The organism is Desulfotignum balticum DSM 7044 (assembly GCF_000421285.1).
GTDB lineage: Bacteria > Desulfobacterota > Desulfobacteria > Desulfobacterales > Desulfobacteraceae > Desulfotignum > Desulfotignum balticum.
This window is the reverse complement of record NZ_ATWO01000001.1, coordinates 3,732,213-3,749,936: the sequence shown is the minus strand read 5'-3', so window position 1 is coordinate 3,749,936 and position 17,724 is coordinate 3,732,213. Positions and strand designations below refer to the sequence as shown.

Sequence of the window (17,724 nt, the reverse complement as noted above, 5' to 3'; positions counted from 1 at the left end):
TAATTTCATAGAGTTATGAATCAAAAAATTGTGTTTTAATCAACTGGCACCAATATTGCTGACATGATACGACAATGTAAATTGATTAAACCGGAAAACAGACCCTGTCTCCGTGTTTAAAAAAAAACAATAATTTTTTTATCTGTATTAATTTAAAGGAGGGAAAATGATGGTAAACCGAACCAGGTTTTATCTGGCAACCGCGCTGATGATTTTGTTCTCGTTTGTGGCCGTGGCCATGGCCCAGACAGGTGCCGGCCTGACCACACCGGACATGCCGGGAAAAATGAAATCAGCCATTGAAGCCAGTCTCCAGGATCCGGAGATGGCTGCTAAAACCATGGAAGTGATCAATCCGGAAGAAGCGCCGGGATTTCTGGGCATTCCGGGTGCCCCGGACCCCAGCCTGATCCTGGGCCTGTTGTGGGCCATCTGGGTGGGCTGGATTTTTTCCACGGTCGGTGCTTTCGGCGGTATCATGGCCGGGGTGGGACATATCACGATTTTCGGTCTGGCCGACTATGCCAAATCCTTTGGCAAGGGCAACCCCGTGAACAACCTGCTCACCGACTCCATCCGGGTATCCAACCAGTGGCTGGTGGGTTTGAGCGGGGTGATTTCTTCGTTCAACTACTACCGCATGGGACGTCTGGTGGCGCCTTTGGGTATCTGTCTGGCCATCGGTGGTGTGGGCGGTTCCTGGCTGATACCGGAACTGACAGCCGGTAAAATTTCTCTGAAGGATTACATTGGATTTTTCGGACTGATTGTGTTTGTGCTTGGGTTTTTTCTGATTTATGAAATGACCCCCAAGGGATCTGCCGGAAAAAAACAGGCCAAGGCAGCGGCCCAGGCCTTTGAAAAAGCAGCCAAGGAAAAATCCGATACATCAGACCAGGGCGTCAAGATCATCGAAGGTTCCTGGACTTTCATGTGGGCGGCCGTGGGACTGGTGGTGCTGTCCGCCTTGTGGATCAACCTGATCCCGGTCCTTAAATTCGTTCCCTATATTCTGTGTCTGGCCGGCTGGGCCATGACCTTTATGATCGGCAATATCCGATTCACCTTTTACGGACAGGAATTTTCTTTCAAAGCCTATGTGCCCATGATCGGTGGTATCGTGATCGCGGCCCTGGCATCGTTTCTGGGTGTCGGCGGCGGATTTCTGTATGTGCCGTTTTTGACGTCTGTGGCCGGCCTGCCCATGTTTCTGGTGGCCGGGACCTCGGCTCTGTGCGTGCTGGTGGGCATGATCGTGTCCATCTTTTCGTACATGGTGGGTAAAGGCGTGGTCATTGCCTGGGGATTCATCGGGGTTGAGCTGATCGGTATTTTCATCGGCTCCATGATCGGTCCCCGGACCTCCAAATATATCCCGGAAAAAGTGCTGAAATGGATCTTCATCATTCTTGCCTTTTACGTGGGTATCCGGTATACCTCCAAAGGGTTTCTGGGCTACAGCCTGCTGCCGCCGTTCTAACGGTCAGGGATCTGTGTATGTCTGACATTTAGAAGATACACGGGGATTGTTTCAACGGGTGTTCAGGGAACGGCAGTTCTCCGGTCTCTGATCACCCGTTGTTATTTTTATGAAAGTGTTAAGTGCTAAGTGTTAAGCGTATAGTTTCATTATTTGTTGTGGTCTCTCAGGCCACAGGACAGGTATTATTGAAAAATATTCAGCCTCCGGCAGGGGGTTATTTTTTGTGAGGGATATGGATTCCATACAGGGCATACTGACGTTTATCGATCCGGTGTTGATTTTCCCTTACCGGCTGTTTGACAATCCCATGGCCGGGTGGTGGGTGGGGACGTTCTGCCTGGCGGCCTGGGCCGTGCTCATCGGGGAGATCACCCTGGCCATTGCAGGTAAGATCAACCGGTCTGCCGTGTCCACCAACCTGGATGACACCATGTATTACCATGAACAGTCCATGAAAGCCAAACAGGCCGGGGATGAAAAAGCCTACAAAGGCATCAATAAACTGGCCAATGAAGCCTATGGCAAATCTTTTTTCCTGCTGATGGCCATGGGCATGGCAGCCTTGTGGCCGGCGTTTTTTGCCGTGGCCTGGCTGGACCAGCGGTTCGGGAATATCGGTTTTACCATGCCGGCCTGGGCCGGGGGGATAGAACTGAGTTTCACGGCCCCGTTCATCCTGATTTATATTTGTTTGCGGGTGGCCTGGTCCAGGATCAAGAAAAAACTCAAGCCGGCTTCAAATGCCTGACCGGACCGCTTTGGCGTGATAAAAACCGGTCAGATCGCTTCTTTCCACAAATCCCATCTCCAGATCCATATACCAGGCAGACACAAACGTACTTTTATCCACACTCCACAATCGTTTTTGTTCGACGTCAAACAGGGACGAAATACAGTGATCCCGATCTTTTTTCGCAGGCCTGGCCAGGGTGAGCAGCTCATGGATCGTGGGCAGACGCCAGTCTGAGTATCCGCAGAATGCCTGAGCGTTCAACCGGTCCACAAAATCTTTTGCCTGGTGCCAGGTAACGGGAAATGCCGCGCCGGACTGCTGCCAGGTCAGGCCGGTGCTGGAATCCTGTACCAGATGGTTTCCAATTCGCTTCAATACGTCTGGGGGATAGTGAACCGGCTGCATGAACCGGTTCAGTTTGAAACAGTCTTGGGCCTGTTTCAAGGGAACCTTTGCTGGTGTGGACCGGACCGGACCGGGTTTCCCCCAATTTGTACCGCCGCCGTCCGGATTGGTTTCAAAAAATGCCGGCATGGCGCAGATGGCTTCTTTTTTTTCTTCCCAGGCCCGGGCCAGGTTTTCCAGGTGCCGGGCCATGGCGTTTGCGCTCTGAAACCGTTTGGCGGGATCTGCATGCATGGCGCAGGCCAGAAACCGATCCCAGTTATCACCCAGATCCGGGTTCAGGCGAGACACGGCAGGCCCCTTTTTCCCCGGCAGCTGCCCGGTCAGCATTTTATACAGCATCACGCCCGTGGAATAGATATCTGCGGTGACATCCACCTGATCCGGATTTTTTTCCTGCTCCGGTGCCGCATAAAACGGAGAACCCACACGGATGCCGGCATGCCGGTCCTGCCGTTCGCCCCGGCGTGAGGACAATCCGAAATCACAGATTTTAACGGTATCCTCATCTGTGATCAAAATATTGGCCGGCTTGATGTCTTTGTGAATGATATGAAAAAAGTGAAGACATTGCAGCCCTTTAAGGGTCTGGGCCGCATAATGGATCGCTTTGTCAATGGGAATGACCCGGGTCTGTTCCGCTTCGCCCCACTCTCCCATCAGGGTGCCCAGGCGGGTGCAGAAAAAATCCATGAGATAGTAGAGCTGGCCGTCGGTCTGGCAGAAATCCAGGATATCCACCACATGGGGATGGCGGATGGATGCCATGATCACGGCTTCCCGGGTGAACTGTTCTTTCAGATCCTTCGGGGCCGTCAGTTTTGCCAGCAGCGGGGAGGGATCCAGCAGTTTCAAGGCCGCCACCTTGCCGGTCACGGGATAGGTGACTTTAAAGACCTTGCCCATCCCGCCTTTGCCCAGAAGCCCGGTGATGGTGTATCGGCCGATTTTTTTCATTGTCCGTTTCCTTTGTCTCCTGATGAATCCACGTTTTTTAATGGATCAACGCTTCCTGATGGATGACCTCCCGGGGCCAGCCGGTCGGCATACATGTTAGGAATACCGGCGGCAATGATTTTCTTTTGGGTGTTTTCAAAGGGGTATGACACAGACTTGACCGTCAATTCAAGGGTTTGGGTGTCAAACAGGACAAATTTGGCCCCGGGCGTGCCGTCTCTGGGCTGCCCCACACTGCCGGCATTGATGATATATTTTTTGGCAGGATCCAGCAGATATGTTCCGGGGGCGGGACTTTCTTTTTCAAGGCGGATGCCGTCCAAAGAAATGATCCCCAGTTCATGGGTATGTCCCACAAAACAGACAGATTCGTCTGCGCGGGCCAGTTTTTGGATCAGCTTGTTTTCAGGCAGCTGGAACAGATACAGAAAGGCAGAATCCGGCGGGACCCCATGGACGAAACGAAGTCCGGCGGTGACCAGATATCGGGGCAGCTGCTTTATCCAGGCCACAGATGCATCTGTGAGCTGGGATTGAGCGATGGCCAGTGCGCGTTTTGCCACAGGGTTGAACCAGGCCAGGTTCTGGTTGTTTTTGACAGCCATTTCATGGTTTCCCAGTACTGAAGCGATTTTCCGTTCTCTGATCAGCGCTGCCACGGCTTCGGAATCCGGGCCGTAACCGATATTGTCCCCTAAAGAGATGACCGTATCGATCGAAAGGGGGGCGATGGCATCGAGCACGGCCTGGAACGCTTCCAGGTTTCCGTGAATGTCAGACAGAATGGCCAGTTTCATATATCGGGTCCTTTTTATTCATCATTCTGTGGATTATCAGTATATCAGAAAAAACAATTGGTTGCAGGTCCTAACCTGTTCCTAACAGAAAATTAAAAACAATCTAACGCAGATCATTTATAGTCACGATCGTCACTGTTGAGCAGGAGGCAATTACAATCAGCCGGTAAAGATCGGCCGGTCGTTTCAAGATAAAGATTAACATAAAAAACCCTGTGATGGATTTAAAACATATGGAAAAAAACGCCGCTCCCAAGCGCTCCCACCGGCTGGTTCCCAAGGACAACCGGAACACGGTGGGAGAAAACCAGGTGGACAATTTTAAAATGCGGTGTGAACAGGTCAGTGTCTTTTATGACAACGGCGCTACCAAAGCCATCAATTCCGTGTCCCTGGACATCGGAGACAACGAGGTCATTGCCATGATCGGTCCGTCCGGATGCGGAAAATCCACGTTCATCCGGTGCCTCAACCGCATGAACGACACCATCGAAGGCTGTAAGGTGGACGGCCGCATCTATCTGGACGGCAAAAATATCTATGACAAAGATGTGGATGTGGTGCCTTTGCGAGCCCGGGTAGGCATGGTGTTTCAGAAACCCAATCCGTTTCCCAAATCCATTTTTGACAATGTGGCGTACGCCCCCCGGATTCACGGGCTGGTGACCAATAAAAGCGAGACCGAAGAACTGGTGGAAAAATCCCTGGTCCGGGCCGGCCTGTGGAACGAGGTCAAGGACCGCCTGAATCAGCCCGGCACGGGGCTTTCCGGCGGACAGCAGCAGCGGCTGTGCATTGCCAGAACCATTGCGGTGAACCCGGAAGTGATCCTCATGGATGAACCCTGCTCAGCCCTGGATCCCATTGCCACGGCCATTATTGAAGAACTTATCGAGGAACTCAGACAGGAATATTCCATTGCCATTGTCACCCATTCCATGCAGCAGGCCTCCCGGATTTCCCAGCGCACCGCCTATTTTCACCTGGGAGATCTCATTGAAATCGGCCCCACGGAACAGATTTTTCTCAATCCCCTGCACCAGCTGACCCAGGATTATATCACCGGCCGGTTCGGCTAACTTTGGAGTCCCGGATTCCGTCTTCGGAAAACCGGGGTCACCATCCGGAAGCTACTCAGAAGCAAGTAATTTCCTAGTAGCTTCTGAGTTGTTTTTATTTGCAAGGTTCGGCATCAAAACAAGCCGGGTGTGCCGGCTGCCGCTTTGGCACTGACCTGCCCGTCCAGGGCGGACGAGATGATGCCGCCGCTGTATCCGGACCCTTCTCCGGCCGGAAACAGGCCATGGATGTCCGGATGCATCCGGGTACCGGGATCCCGGGGAATGCGCACCGGAGAACTGGTCCGGCTTTCCACGGCCAGCACCAGGGCCTGGTCTGTGACATATCCCTTCATCTTTTTGCCGAATGCGGAAAAGCCCTGTTTCAATGCCCGGGTGATCACCGTTCCCAGAATATTTTTGACCGGATAACTGACGACACCGGGGATGTAAGAGGTATGCGGCAGGGTGGAAGAGACCCGGTCCGCCAGAAAATCGGTGAGCCGCTGGGCCGGGGCGGCCAGGGTGCTGCCGCCGGCGGCAAAAGCCCTGTGCTCGATCTCCTGCTGAAAAGCCAGACCGGCAAAATGACACCGTTCTTGATGGTGCTGCCACAGTCTCTCCTCCACGGTGACCACCATACCGGCATTGGCCTTCGCCAGGTTTCTTGCGGAATTGGACATGCCGTTGAGCACCAGTTCGCCCGGTGCGGTGGCTGCGGGCACCAGCATACCGCCCGGGCACATGCAGAAGGAATACACGCCGGTCCCGTCGAACTGGCCTGACAATGCATAGCTGGCGGCCGGCAGGTGCGGGTTGCCGGCATGACGGCCGTACTGTATTTCGTTGATCAGTGCCTGGGGGTGTTCCACACGGACGCCCATGGCATAGGGTTTGGCTGCCAGCCGGATTCCCAGGTCGTCCAGCAAATAATAGATATCCCGGGCTGAGTGACCTGTGGCCAGGATCACGGCCGGTGACAAAAATTCCCGGGTCAGAGTGGAGACCCCTTGAATCTTTCCCTTTGATAGAATCAACCCGGTCACCCGGGTGTTGAAATGGATTTCGCCGCCGCACGATAAGATGGTCTGCCGGATGGCGGCGATGATTTTGGGCAGCCGGTTGGAACCGATATGGGGGTGGGCGTCCACCAGGATGTCCGGGGCGGCTCCGTGCTGCACCAGCAGGGCCAGGATCTCCCGGACATTGCCCCGCTTGGTGGCCCGGGTGTAGAGTTTGCCGTCACTGTAAGTGCCGGCCCCGCCTTCACCGAAACAGTAGTTGGAGTCCGGGTGGCAGATGCCGTCCCGGTTGATGGTTTTCAGGTCAAACCGCCGGGAGGTGACATCTTTGCCCCGCTCCAGCACAATGGGCCGGATGTTGTGGCGGATCAGTTCCAGGGCTGCAAACAGTCCGGCCGGACCGGATCCCACGATCACAGCGGTTTTTTTGCCGGTCACTGGCCGGAACACCACTGGTTCATACAATGCAGGGGCGGGGTTGCCGCAATAGATCTCCGCTGTCAGCACTATCTTCGGGGAGTTGCCCCGGGCATCCAGGGAACGCCTTAAAATTCGGATACCGGTGATTTTATCAACGGAACAGTTCAGTATTCCGGCTGCGGCCCGGACCTGGGCCGCCCGGTTTTTGGCGTGTTCCGGTGCCAGCCGGAAAGTGATGGAATGAACCACGGCACATCCTTTAATTTTTCACTCATTTTTCAGGGGGGACTGATTTACCCCGTTTGTAACCGGCAAAGTTTAAAAGTTGGGCTTTCAGGTCAACCGGTGTCGTGTCTACAGCCGGGATGCCAGCACAGCCGCGCCGATCGCCCCGGTTTCCTGGCAGTATGGGGAGATGATCAAAGCCTGGTTCAGCCGTTTTTCCAGGGCTGCGGTCATGCCGGGATTTTTGGCCACCCCCCCGGTCATCATGATGGGACTCTGGATGCGGATCTTTGCGGCCAGAATCGCCACCCGGGCTGCGGCGGCTTCGTGGATGCCCGCGATGATGTTCTTTCTTTTTTCCTGCCGGGCGATCATGGAGATCACTTCGGATTCGGCAAACACCGTGCAGATGCTGCTGATTTTAGACGGGCGGTCCGCTGTCAGGCCCACATCCCCCATTTCATTCAGAGAAACCTCCAGGGCATTGGCCATCACTTCCAGAAACCGGCCCGTGCCGGCGGCGCACTTGTCGTTCATGGCAAAATTGTCCACCCGCCCCTGGTCATCCAGGGCAATGGCCTTGCTGTCCTGCCCCCCCACATCGATGATGCCTCGGATATCCGGATCCAGAAAATGAGCCCCGGCCCCGTGGCAGAGGATCTCGGTCATGGCTTTGTCGGCAAAGTCAATGCTGGCCCGGCCGTACCCCGTGGACACAATGGCCCGGATATCGGACCGGGACAGACCGGTTTGATCCAGCAGATCCTCGAACACCCGGGTGCCGGCCTTCAGGTGATGGTATCCCGTGGGAATCACCCGGGTGCCTATAATGGCCCGGTCTTTGATCAGGGCCGCCTTGGCCGTGTTGGAACCGATATCGATGCCGGCAAAGATCATGGCCTTGCCCTTTTTTGTTTGATGATTTCCATGAACGCATCGATCCGGGTTTCCGCCTGGGACTGGGAAAAGCTTCTGGGGTCCACCATGTCCGCTTCGATCATGAGCACGGGGATCCCGGTTTTTTCCCGGACGATTCTCATGATGTCCATCTGGCCGAAGGAATAGGGCTTGCAGGATCGGTTGGAGTGCATGACCAGACCGTTGACATCGTAAAACCGGATCATTTTCAACACTTCTTCAGCCATTTCATCCACCCCGATGTTCAGGTAGATCCGGGTGTAGGCCTGGGCCATGGAATCCAGAAAATTATTTTCATCCATATACTTTAACGCCCCGCACCAGGCCGAGGTATAGGTGTCTGCCACCAGACAGGCCTGGTGGGCGGAAAACCGGTCAGACAGCCATTTGAGCCGGTGCCACACCGGCAGGTTGTCCCACAAAAGCCGGTAGGTTTCACCCGGAACCACGCCGATGCCGTCATGGATACGCTGTTCCAGTTCAGCGATCAGTTCTTTGTAAAAATCCACGGCAATCTGGGTTCCCCGCAGGGTCACGATGAGCGCCAGAAAGAAAAACGCGTCAAACGCGGACATGGGGGAGGGCTTGTGGGCCGTGGTGTTCAGGACCTGCTGCCACAGGCGCTGACCTTCATATGAGAGTCTGCCCACGGCATTCATTTTGGCCGGGTCCATTTTTTTCCCGGTCACCTGTTCCAGAAACGCGATATACGCATGGACCTGGGCTTTGACGTATGCTTCGATCTCAGGGGTGTACCCGGTGTGGCAGACCGGGGTGTCCAGGATGAACAACGGCACTTGAAAGTACCTGGCCTGGATTTCATACCATTTCAGGACCGTGCCGCAGATATTGTTGCAGCAGATGAGCATGTCCGGTTTCGGCAATCCGCCGATGGGGCCGCCCCTGACCACGGCACAGGCGATATCGGCCCGGGCATAGGCGCACAGATCACCACTGTATCCCATGTCTTCGGCTTTGGCGCACAGGTCTTCCCCCATTTTGGCGGACCCGATCATGGCCCCGTGGTTTTCCGGATACACGGGAATGATATCCATGGCCACCAGGGGTTCCACCGGGCCGCCGGACGTGATCCAGGCCACCTGCCGGTGGTTCTGGGCCGCGCTTAAAGCCTCCAGATAATAGGTGGTCATCAGATCCCGCATCTTTTTGGCGGCTTTGATTTTGGGGGGGGTAGAAGGGGTGTCGGCCATGAGAAAATCCTTGGGCTAGAGCATGTGAATAAAGGTTTCAATCCGGGTGGAGAACTGGCCCTGATTCCAATGCCCGTCATCCATTTCCAGGGCCATGCTTTTGATGCCTTTTGCATCCAGGCATTCCTTGAGATATGGGTAATCAAAGGCATGGGGATCGCAGAATTTGAGCATCACAAAAAGCACCCCGTGTGCCCGGGTGTGGTTGACAAGGGAAATCAGATGGTCGGCCCGGGTGGTGAGGCCCGTGTGTTTGGAAGGGCAGATCACCCGCTCCCGGTACCGGTTAGCCAGGGCCGTCAGGGGCGGCTGGTCCTCGGGAACAAGCCTGTCAAACCATCGCTGTCCCGTGCACAGATCATCCCCCACCACGGCTCCGCCGGCCGCTTCCACGGTATCAAACAGATCCGGGGTGTCACAGACCGACCCGGCAAGGACCACCCGCTTGACGGGCGTGTCCGGCACGGGCATGTGCCGGAGCGACGCAGCCACATCCGCCAGAAGGGTGACCGCTTCATCTCTGTCCATGATCATGGCCCCTTTGATCAGGGCGTTCATGTCAGAACCCCGGATCAGTCCGGGATGCCGGGAATAAAAATCATGGATAAAGGACAGATGGGTGCGGATCCGGTTGAACAGGGCAATGGATGCGGCCAGATCCGCATCTGTGATGGATATTTCCAGGGCGGTTTCCAGATCGGCTTTGAACCGGGCCAGCACGGATTCCAGATATGCGGCGCTGCTGGGGGTGTTGAGTGTGACGGGCAGCACCAGGTCGGCAAAGAACGCATACGCACCGTTCATGCGCCAGATATCGCTGAGCCGCTGCATGGAATCACAGGTGTGGGGAAACACGGTGCCGTCCAGAAAATCCAGCCGGCCGGCCAGGCTGTCTTCTAAAATACCCCGGACCACGGAGCAGCAGTAGGACTGCAGGTGGTTTTCCGCCTGAACAATCCCGTGTCCGGAAGAAAACAGGCGCATGGGATGGCAGCCTGCCGCATGGATGAGTTCTTCCGGGGCATAAGAGCACGGATAGCCGATGATTTTCCGGCCGGTCTGCCGGATGCGGGCCGCCGTGTCTGAAAGCGGGTTTGCGGCCTCATGAAAAGGCTTTATTTCCTTCATGCCCGGAGATCTCCTTTTTTTGTCGGCTCAAAAAAGATGCGTCATATCCCGGTGATCCGGGCCGGGATGTTCCTGCCTGACGGGTGTTATATCGGACATTGATGGAGAAGTCAAAGCAGACGTGACATGAATCAATACATGCTCCGGGGGCAGCTGCTCCTTCAGGGGCACTTCGCCGAGCCATCGGCGGTATTGCTGCCACCGGGCAACCTCCACCGCGCCTTTGGGGGCTCGGTAGGACCCGTCTTCAGCCTGCTCCCGGAACTTCAGGCGCCCGGATTTTACCGCCGTGTGACTGCTGTGAAACAAATCAACCGGACCGTCAATTTTCAGGCCGTATCTGCCGGCGTTTCTGGCAAAATGGGTTTTGTCGAACAGCACAAAGGCGCTGGCGGTCAAACCGGCCAGATCCTCGTACACGTCGCTTAAAAATGCCAGGGTCTGGTCCATGTCCGCATCTGTGGAGGTGGGAAGTCCGAAAATCATCAGTCCCAGGTTGGAGATGCCGGCGGCGGCCGAGTCCTTGATCACGCGCTGGATGTCTGTGACACAGGTGCCTTTGTTGATCAGATCCAGCAGGCGCTGGGACCCGGATTCAATGCCCCATCCGATCCACTTGCATCCGGCCGCAGACCACAGGGCCAGGCGTCCCGGGGTGCAGTCGGCCGTGGGTTTGCCCAGGATATGAAAAAAAATGGAAAGCCTTCTGGCCAGAATCTCTTCACAGATGGCATCCATATCTTTGGGCAGGATATATTCATCCGCCGAATAAAAATGTGTCACCCCCAGGGTTCGGTGGTAGCGCTCCAGCTCCGATACAAACGCGGCCACCGGTTTTCTGCGGTAGCCGCCGAATGAAAAATTATGGGCGCAGAACCGGCATTTGCGCCAGGCGCATCCCCGGGAAAACAGCACGGGCAGCACGGGCACGGGGTTGAAATAATCGGGTATGGGCAGTTTTGAAAAATCCGGGGCCGGCACCTGTTTCAGTGATATGGTCCGGGATCCGGGATTGGTTTGAACGGTGTCCCCCTGCCTGAAAATCAGTCCGGGAATATCGGGCCAGGCAGTACGGGCACACAGATCGGCTGCCGCTTCTTCCCCCTCGCCGCAGACCACGCCATCGATTTCAGGCACGGCCGTCATCAGGTCCGGCACGGACAGGGCCGACATCATGGCCCCGCCCATCACAATCGGGCACCCGGGGACGGCGGTTTCTTCAATTGCCTGCTTCAGAACCCGTGCCAGGGCACTGGCAAACGGCACCTGCTCCGGAAACAGCACAGATATTCCCACCAGTTCGGGATCATGGGCCAGAATCGAACGGACCTGGCTGTCCAGCATCGTTTTCAGAGCCAAAGAAAGCTCTCCTGAAGCCAGAAAGATTTCGGCCTGGCGGCCAAGGGCGGTGATCTTTTGTCTGAGCCGGTCCCAGATGGATTTATGATACAGGGTCTGGCCTGGATCGGTAAACATTCCCTGGTGTCCCCGGACAAAATGGATCAGGTCCCTGCCCTGAACATCCTGATCTGCCGCCTGGATCCAGGCGGCCAGGTTCAGATCCATCAGCCGGACCAGAGACCCGGGCACATTTGATTCAATATAAGATGCCAGAGAGGCGATGCCCAAAGGCATATAGGTGGCACTGGCCCGGGGCGGAAAAACGAGAACCACGCGCATTCCGAAATCCTCTTCTGTTACCGGTTGTATGGTTGAATTTTTCCTGATCAGGAAAACGGAGTCTAATAGCACTTTTTCCCAGGGAACTCAACAGACAAAAACAGGCTTTCAAATCAACCTGAAATATGGGAAAATGCCCGGATGATTGGATGAACCAAGGAAAATCCTGACCCATCATTGAGCCGCAGCCTGAAATTTAAAAAAACCGGGACCGGCCGGCCATCGAGGCACACCTGGAAACCCGGCTGCTGGAGGATCGGCATGGGGACCAATGAATTCTTATCTTGAAAGAGAGTTTTTGTTTATGAGGTTGATGAGATATCTGTCAATTATATCGGTCCTGGCAGGCGTGTTTCTTTTTTTGATGCCGGGGTGGAGTATGGTGCTAACAGCTGCCGCAGCTGAAACCACCCCGTCGCCCGAGGGGCAGCAACTGGAAGCTCAGTTTTCCCAGGCCCTGGAACAGACCCAAAAAGACATCGAGGCTCTTGAGTCGGAACTGGCAGTTGAAACCCGGAATCTGGATGAGGATGAGAGTCAGCTGAAGATGTATCAGTCCAGGATGACATTTCTGAAAAATCTGGTCATCATGTCGGAAGTGGGGATTTCTGAGCTGGAAAAGGGGGTGGAAGAAATTGATTTATCCAGGTCCCTGATTCAGACCCGTCTTCAGACCATTGATCAACGGTCTGAGAAATTGCGTCAGACCCTGCTTTCCACAACGGAACGGGCCGCCATGCTGGATCAGCTGCGCAAAGAAACCAAGTCCCAGTCTGCTCAGGATCCAACCGTTATAAAGGAGTACCGGGAATTTCAATCGTTGTTGGAAAAAAAACAGGCGATTCTCAGGGCCATTCTCGGGGTTCTGTCAGAACAGGAAGCCGTCAATAAAAAAGCGTTTGACGGGTTTGAAGATATTCGCAGCAAACTGATTCAGGAGATCACGGAAAAAAAGGGCGGCCGCCTGTTACAGCGCACGGACAAACAGTACAGCATCTGGCAGATCGATGTTTTCAAGCAGGAATTGACCCATGGGGTCAAAAAGATGTCCGGCTGGCTGAACCCATCCGCAGTAAAAGAAAAATGGTCCCTGATGAAAAGCCAGACAGCGGTTTTTGACATCATGGTTTTTGCGGGACTGTTTCTGGCTGCCTTTGCCGGTTTCAGGGCCATGGCCGTTATCACGGGTCAGCCGCTGTTTTTGTCATGGACCCGGCAGCGAATCGGATACCCATTGCTTCTGATCCAGGCCTGTCTGCCATTGTTGATCGGGATGGGGATGGTTTTTATTGTGTCACAGACCGGTATCAATGCCGTTTTTCCGGACTTGATTCAGTTTTTACAATCATTTCTGGTGGTGGTGCTGTTGACCCGGGTTGTCCGGGTGGCGGTTCGTCTGGCCGTTGAGGGGCAACCTGCGCAAATTCTGTCTGTGGTGCTCAAATGGCAGCCTTTTTTCATCTGGGGGGTACGCATTTTCGCTTTTCTGCTCCTGTTCATTCACCGGTTCATATCTTTTAAGAGTGCATTGCTGTCCCCGCTGTTTTTATTATTTGAACTGCTCTTGATTGCCGGGGTGTTTCTTTTTTTCCGGGACATCAACCGGATGGAAAATCCCCCCGGATATGTGCGGGGCATCGGATTGTTTTTCAAGACGGCGGCCGTGGCCGGGCTGATTGCGGATATGGCCGGATACAGCTTTCTGGCGGCTTACTGGTACATTTCCTGGGGGATCACCATTGCCGTGGCCTGTGTCACCATGCTGCTGATCTATTCCATTCAGGATGTGGATCAGAAATTCAAACAGGCCGTGGAACCGGAGACCGGCAATACCCATGGGGTATCCTATCCATTTTACTGGATTCTGTCCAACGGGATCTACCTGATTATCGGGATGCTGGTGTTTTTTGCCCTGGTTTTTTCCTGGGGGGCCGGAGACAGCATTTTTCCTTTTCTGGCAAAGATATTCACCCATGACTATACCCTGGGGAAATTACAGCTAAGCCTTTCCAGCCTGGTGTTTGCGTTTGTGGTCATTTTGCTGACCTATGCCGTTGTCCGGATCTGGAAGCAGATGATGTCTGAAAAAATTCTGAAGAAAAGCGGGCTTTCCACGGGTGCCAGAGAATCGATCCTCACTTTGAGCGGGTATGTTGTCTGGGCTTTGGGTATTCTGCTCAGTCTCACGGCCTTCGGGCTGAACACCACATCTCTGGCCGTGGTGTTCGGTGCTTTGAGTATCGGGCTCGGGTTCGGGCTCCAGAATATTTTTAATAATTTTATCAGCGGGTTGATTCTGCTGTTTGAACGGCCCATCCAGGTGGGGGATGTGGTGGAGGTCGGCGGTACCTGGGGAGAGGTGCTCAAGATCAACGTCCGGTCCACCCTGGTCCAGACCTATGACAACTCCACGCTGATCATCCCCAATTCCGAGTTCATCAGTTCCCGGGTCACCAACTGGAGCCACAAGGATCCTTATATCCGGCGGGACTTGAAACTGGGGGTGGCGTATGGATCAGATACGGCCCTGGTGGAAACCCTTCTTTTACAGGCAGCGGACCATGTAAAAGAGGTGGTGCAGTATCCCAGAAAAGCAGTGGTTCAGTTCATCGATTTCGGGGAGAGCTCACTGGATTTCCGGCTCCGGTTCTGGTCCACCATCAATGATTTTCTCACAGCGGAAACCCGTCTGCGGTTTGAGATCGATCGGCTTTTCAGGGAAAATGGCGTAGAGATCCCCTTCCCCCAGAGAGACGTTCACATGAAGGCCTGATCAATTTCCATGGATTGCCCATGCAGATCATGTATGCGGAATCCTGAAATTTTCGGTTACACAGCAAAGTGAGCCCCGATATCCCGGAGTTTGAAATCAGTCCGGCAAACCGTCTGTAAATCTTCAGGTGACAGTGTAGCTGATTTGTTTACATTGTGTAGAGGTTTATCCCCAGAGCCTATTCATTATAATCAAATAATTTCAAATAGTTAAAAATATTAATTTTTGTTTCATGTGCATGGCATGCCGTTTGCTGAATCTCATGGGTGACAGCAATGTGAAGAGATGAGGAACATGATCTCTCTTTGCACGTCTGATTAACCTGATGCCACAGGAGAAAAAAAATGAACATGAACAGAAGATGCTTCATAAAATTGGGTCTTGGAGCCACGGGTGCCGCTCTGACAACAGCGTTCCCGTTCAGACATCTTCAGGTCGCACACGCTTTTGGCGAACATCCCCAGGAAAAACAGCCTTTCCGGGTGATGCGCAGAGTTCCCCAGGTCTGTGCCCGTGCCTGCGAAGCCGACTGTGCCTATTATGTGGTGGTGGGACAGGATCCCGCCACGGGCCTGGAAAAAGCCGTCACCCTTGAAGGCCGGCCCGAAGACCCGGTATCCAGGGGAAAATACTGTATCAAGGGACTCGGGTTTGTGGATTCCCTTTACAACCCGGATCGCCTCATGGTCACGCTGAAGCGAACCAATCCCAAACGGGGAATCGATGAAGATCCCGGCTGGGTGGTCATGAAAACCAGCGATGCAGTGGATGAATTCATTGACCGGTTCAAGCAGTACAAACCCGGGGAGATCGTGATGTGTTCCCCGGGGGATCCTTACACCAACCGCCTGTGCCGGAGTATCGGCTGCACCCGGTCAGATCAGCGGACCGAATGTTTCGGGACCCATTATTACATCAATTGCCTGACCGTGACCAACCCCCCGAACCCGGTTTATTCCAGTACTTACACCCCCAGCCATCATATCGCCGGGTATGATTTCAGCCAGTCGAGATACGAAATCTGGTTTGGGTTTGATTCTTTTTCCAAGGCCGGCAAGGCCGGAATATTGAACCATATGGTGGAGGGAAAACAAAAAGGCACCCGCAGGATCATGTTCAATCCATTGCGAACAACGGTGGCGGATGCCTTTGCCGATGAATATTACACCATTTTGCCGGGAACCGATCTGGCCGTGGCCCTGGCCATGATCCGGATCATCTTGAACGAAAAACTCTATCAGCCCTCTTTTTTGAAAGCCTATACGGATGCCCCGGCTCTGATTGACCTGGAAACCGGAATTCATCTGACCGGTCCGGATGGAAAATGGCTGGTGTGGTCCCCATCGGGTTCCGGACCCGCAGATATCAGTGAATGTCTTGATCCGACACTGGACGGCGGTCCTTTCCTGTTTGCCATGGACGGTAAGCCAGTCTCTGCCAAGCCTGTCATGCAGATACTCAGAGAGTCTGTGGCTGATTATACCCCGGCCTGGGCTGAAAAAATCAGCCGTGTTCATGCAAATGTGATTGAACGGATCACCCGGGAATTCATGGCGGCCGCGCCAAAAGCCTTTATCCCGGCACTGAAACGGGATGCGGCCGGTCCCAATTATGCCAACAGCTGGAAATTGCGGCACTGCATCAATATGATCAATTTTTTGAGCGGTGCCATGGACCATGACGGCGGGGTCCTGCTGCTTCACGGGGTCAAAATCCCCTGGCTGGATGATGTGGCGCCCATCCATAAACCCTATCCACCCCAGCCAAATCAACCCGTGGACGGCCGGCATCATTTTCCTGTGACCTGGGATATCTATAAAAACAAGGATTTTTCAGCCCCCGGTCATTACGGGACCCTGGGTCATGGTCTGTTCAACGCCGGACCGACCAAGGTGGTTTTTTTCCGCAACCCGCACCGGGGACTGTTTGCCATGATTCAGCCCCAGATGCTGGAAGCGGCCCTGGAAAAAATGGAACTGGTGGCGGACTGGAACCTGTATCTGGATGACATCGGGTACTGGTGCGACTATGTGTTTGCCGCCGGGCACCAGTTCGAAGGGGGAAAACTGGATCTTCGGCTGTATTATCCCAAACATCCCTGCCTGGTGGGGGGCGCACCCGTCCAGAAGCCGCCGGGGGATCAGATCGGATGGGGAACCCTGGCCAGGAAAATCGGTCTGGCAGTGGCACCGGAATACTGGACCACGGACGGCAGCCGTGATCCTGACAAAGCCATTGTGGATACCTGCTCGGATGAGGCGGTTCGATCCGTGGATGCCGCCGGCAGTTACAAGGAATTCATCGAAAAAGGGGCTTTCTGGATCGACAAGCGGCCTTATGAAAATTATCGTCAGATTCGGGAACTGGCTTTTGGGGCCCCGGAGGGCCGGGTCCGGTTCTATATCGACGAACTGGTCCGGGCGGGGTATGACGGTGTTCCCAAATGGTCTCCCCAATGGCATGCATCCGAGGAAGCATACCGATTTTCTCTGCTCATCACCCGGGCCCCCTGGCTGATGCATGCGGATCCCAATTTTATCAACAATCCCGCACTCAAGATTCTGACGAAACAGAATTTCATGGATTGTATCTGGATCAACCCCGAGGACGCCCGGGAACTGGGGATTGAAGAAGGTGAAATGATCCGGCTGGAAAACAATCCCCGGTTCATGACCCGGATCCCCAGACCGGTCACTGGCAAGGCCCATATCAGCGCACGGGTGATGTCCCAATGTATTCTCACCTTTCACGGGTTGGGGCACCGGGCCAAAAACCTGACCCATGCCGCTGATTTCAGTTACCGGGATGGAGACTTGATCCCCCAGAAAGATCCTGAACTGGTCAAAAAACATGATGCCACAGGCATGGGCTGGGTTGAGGATGTGTATGTTAAAATCACCAAAGCATCATAACA

12 protein-coding genes are annotated in these 17,724 nt (G+C 54.4%); 5 read left to right on the top strand and 7 right to left on the bottom strand.

The genetic code is table 11. The features are described from left to right. The first annotated feature begins 166 nt into the window (after positions 1 to 166). Together K365_RS0118885 and K365_RS0118880 are read left to right on the top strand one after the other, a co-directional pair. Positions 167 to 1,480, top strand: a complete 1,314-nt coding sequence (locus tag K365_RS0118885; RefSeq protein ID WP_006965595.1) for a sulfite exporter TauE/SafE family protein — start codon at positions 167 to 169, stop codon at positions 1,478 to 1,480. Between the two features lie 235 nt (positions 1,481 to 1,715). Beyond that, on the top strand, positions 1,716 to 2,231 hold the full coding sequence (locus K365_RS0118880) for a hypothetical protein (protein ID WP_024335841.1): 516 nt from the start codon (positions 1,716 to 1,718) through the stop codon (positions 2,229 to 2,231). Here K365_RS0118880 and K365_RS0118875 read toward each other — a convergent pair. Continuing rightward, on the bottom strand, positions 2,220 to 3,578 hold the full coding sequence (locus K365_RS0118875; protein WP_024335840.1) for a protein kinase domain-containing protein: 1,359 nt from the start codon (positions 3,576 to 3,578) through the stop codon (positions 2,220 to 2,222). The genes K365_RS0118880 and K365_RS0118875 overlap by 12 nt on opposite strands. Then, positions 3,575 to 4,375: a metallophosphoesterase family protein gene (locus tag K365_RS0118870; protein ID WP_024335839.1), complete on the bottom strand. Its 801-nt coding sequence runs from the start codon at positions 4,373 to 4,375 to the stop codon at positions 3,575 to 3,577. The genes K365_RS0118875 and K365_RS0118870 overlap by 4 nt, the downstream gene beginning before the upstream one ends. A gap of 233 nt (positions 4,376 to 4,608) precedes the next feature. Between K365_RS0118870 and pstB the strand changes: the two genes are divergently transcribed. Beyond that, the gene (pstB, locus tag K365_RS0118865) at positions 4,609 to 5,454 is read left to right on the top strand and encodes a phosphate ABC transporter ATP-binding protein PstB (protein WP_006965599.1); all 846 of its coding nucleotides are present in this window, start codon (positions 4,609 to 4,611) and stop codon (positions 5,452 to 5,454) included. 113 nt (positions 5,455 to 5,567) lie between these two features. Here the strand turns inward: pstB and K365_RS0118860 are convergent, their stop codons facing one another. The 5 genes from K365_RS0118860 to K365_RS0118840 all read right to left on the bottom strand — a co-directional run bounded on the left by K365_RS0118860 (position 5,568) and on the right by K365_RS0118840 (position 12,037). Next, positions 5,568 to 7,124 (bottom strand): NAD(P)/FAD-dependent oxidoreductase, encoded by a 1,557-nt coding sequence (locus tag K365_RS0118860; protein ID WP_024335837.1) that lies wholly within the window; start codon positions 7,122 to 7,124, stop codon positions 5,568 to 5,570. 105 nt (positions 7,125 to 7,229) lie between these two features. Further along, a complete protein-coding gene (locus K365_RS0118855) occupies positions 7,230 to 7,997 on the bottom strand; it encodes an acyl-CoA dehydratase activase (protein ID WP_024335836.1) in 768 nt (255 codons plus the stop codon). Beyond that, positions 7,994 to 9,229 carry a 2-hydroxyacyl-CoA dehydratase subunit D gene (locus K365_RS0118850; RefSeq protein WP_024335835.1) on the bottom strand — a complete coding sequence of 412 codons (1,236 nt, stop codon included), beginning with the start codon at positions 9,227 to 9,229 and terminating at the stop codon, positions 7,994 to 7,996. The genes K365_RS0118855 and K365_RS0118850 overlap by 4 nt, the downstream gene beginning before the upstream one ends. Before the next feature lie 15 nt (positions 9,230 to 9,244). Continuing rightward, entirely contained in the window at positions 9,245 to 10,357 is a 1,113-nt protein-coding gene (locus K365_RS0118845; RefSeq protein WP_024335834.1) for a 2-hydroxyacyl-CoA dehydratase subunit D, read from the bottom strand. A 27-nt stretch (positions 10,358 to 10,384) separates the two neighbouring features. After that, positions 10,385 to 12,037 carry a B12-binding domain-containing radical SAM protein gene (locus tag K365_RS0118840; protein ID WP_024335833.1) on the bottom strand — a complete coding sequence of 551 codons (1,653 nt, stop codon included), beginning with the start codon at positions 12,035 to 12,037 and terminating at the stop codon, positions 10,385 to 10,387. A gap of 313 nt (positions 12,038 to 12,350) precedes the next feature. On the opposite strand from K365_RS0118840, the gene K365_RS26800 reads away from it, so the two are divergent. Both K365_RS26800 and K365_RS0118820 read left to right on the top strand, forming a co-directional pair. Continuing rightward, positions 12,351 to 14,810, top strand: a complete 2,460-nt coding sequence (locus tag K365_RS26800; RefSeq protein ID WP_169432966.1) for a mechanosensitive ion channel family protein — start codon at positions 12,351 to 12,353, stop codon at positions 14,808 to 14,810. A 350-nt stretch (positions 14,811 to 15,160) separates the two neighbouring features. Continuing rightward, positions 15,161 to 17,722, top strand: coding sequence for a molybdopterin dinucleotide binding domain-containing protein (locus tag K365_RS0118820; RefSeq protein WP_024335831.1), 2,562 nt, complete (start codon positions 15,161 to 15,163; stop codon positions 17,720 to 17,722). Positions 17,723 to 17,724 lie beyond the last annotated feature (2 nt).

What these genes read in the sequence shown, in the direction of transcription:
- K365_RS0118870 (WP_024335839.1), bottom strand. Translation starts at nt 4,375, where the DNA reads ATGAAACTGGCCATTCTGTCTGACATTCACGGAAACCTGGAAGCGTTC.
- K365_RS0118855 (WP_024335836.1), bottom strand. Translation starts at nt 7,997, where the DNA reads ATGATCTTTGCCGGCATCGATATCGGTTCCAACACGGCCAAGGCGGCC.
- K365_RS0118850 (WP_024335835.1), bottom strand. Translation starts at nt 9,229, where the DNA reads ATGGCCGACACCCCTTCTACCCCCCCCAAAATCAAAGCCGCCAAAAAG.
- K365_RS0118845 (WP_024335834.1), bottom strand. Translation starts at nt 10,357, where the DNA reads ATGAAGGAAATAAAGCCTTTTCATGAGGCCGCAAACCCGCTTTCAGAC.
- K365_RS0118875 (WP_024335840.1), bottom strand. Translation starts at nt 3,578, where the DNA reads ATGAAAAAAATCGGCCGATACACCATCACCGGGCTTCTGGGCAAAGGC.
- K365_RS0118840 (WP_024335833.1), bottom strand. Translation starts at nt 12,037, where the DNA reads ATGCGCGTGGTTCTCGTTTTTCCGCCCCGGGCCAGTGCCACCTATATG.
- K365_RS0118885 (WP_006965595.1), top strand. Translation starts at nt 167, where the DNA reads ATGATGGTAAACCGAACCAGGTTTTATCTGGCAACCGCGCTGATGATT.
- pstB (WP_006965599.1), top strand. Translation starts at nt 4,609, where the DNA reads ATGGAAAAAAACGCCGCTCCCAAGCGCTCCCACCGGCTGGTTCCCAAG.
- K365_RS0118820 (WP_024335831.1), top strand. Translation starts at nt 15,161, where the DNA reads ATGAACAGAAGATGCTTCATAAAATTGGGTCTTGGAGCCACGGGTGCC.
- K365_RS0118880 (WP_024335841.1), top strand. Translation starts at nt 1,716, where the DNA reads ATGGATTCCATACAGGGCATACTGACGTTTATCGATCCGGTGTTGATT.
- K365_RS26800 (WP_169432966.1), top strand. Translation starts at nt 12,351, where the DNA reads ATGAGATATCTGTCAATTATATCGGTCCTGGCAGGCGTGTTTCTTTTT.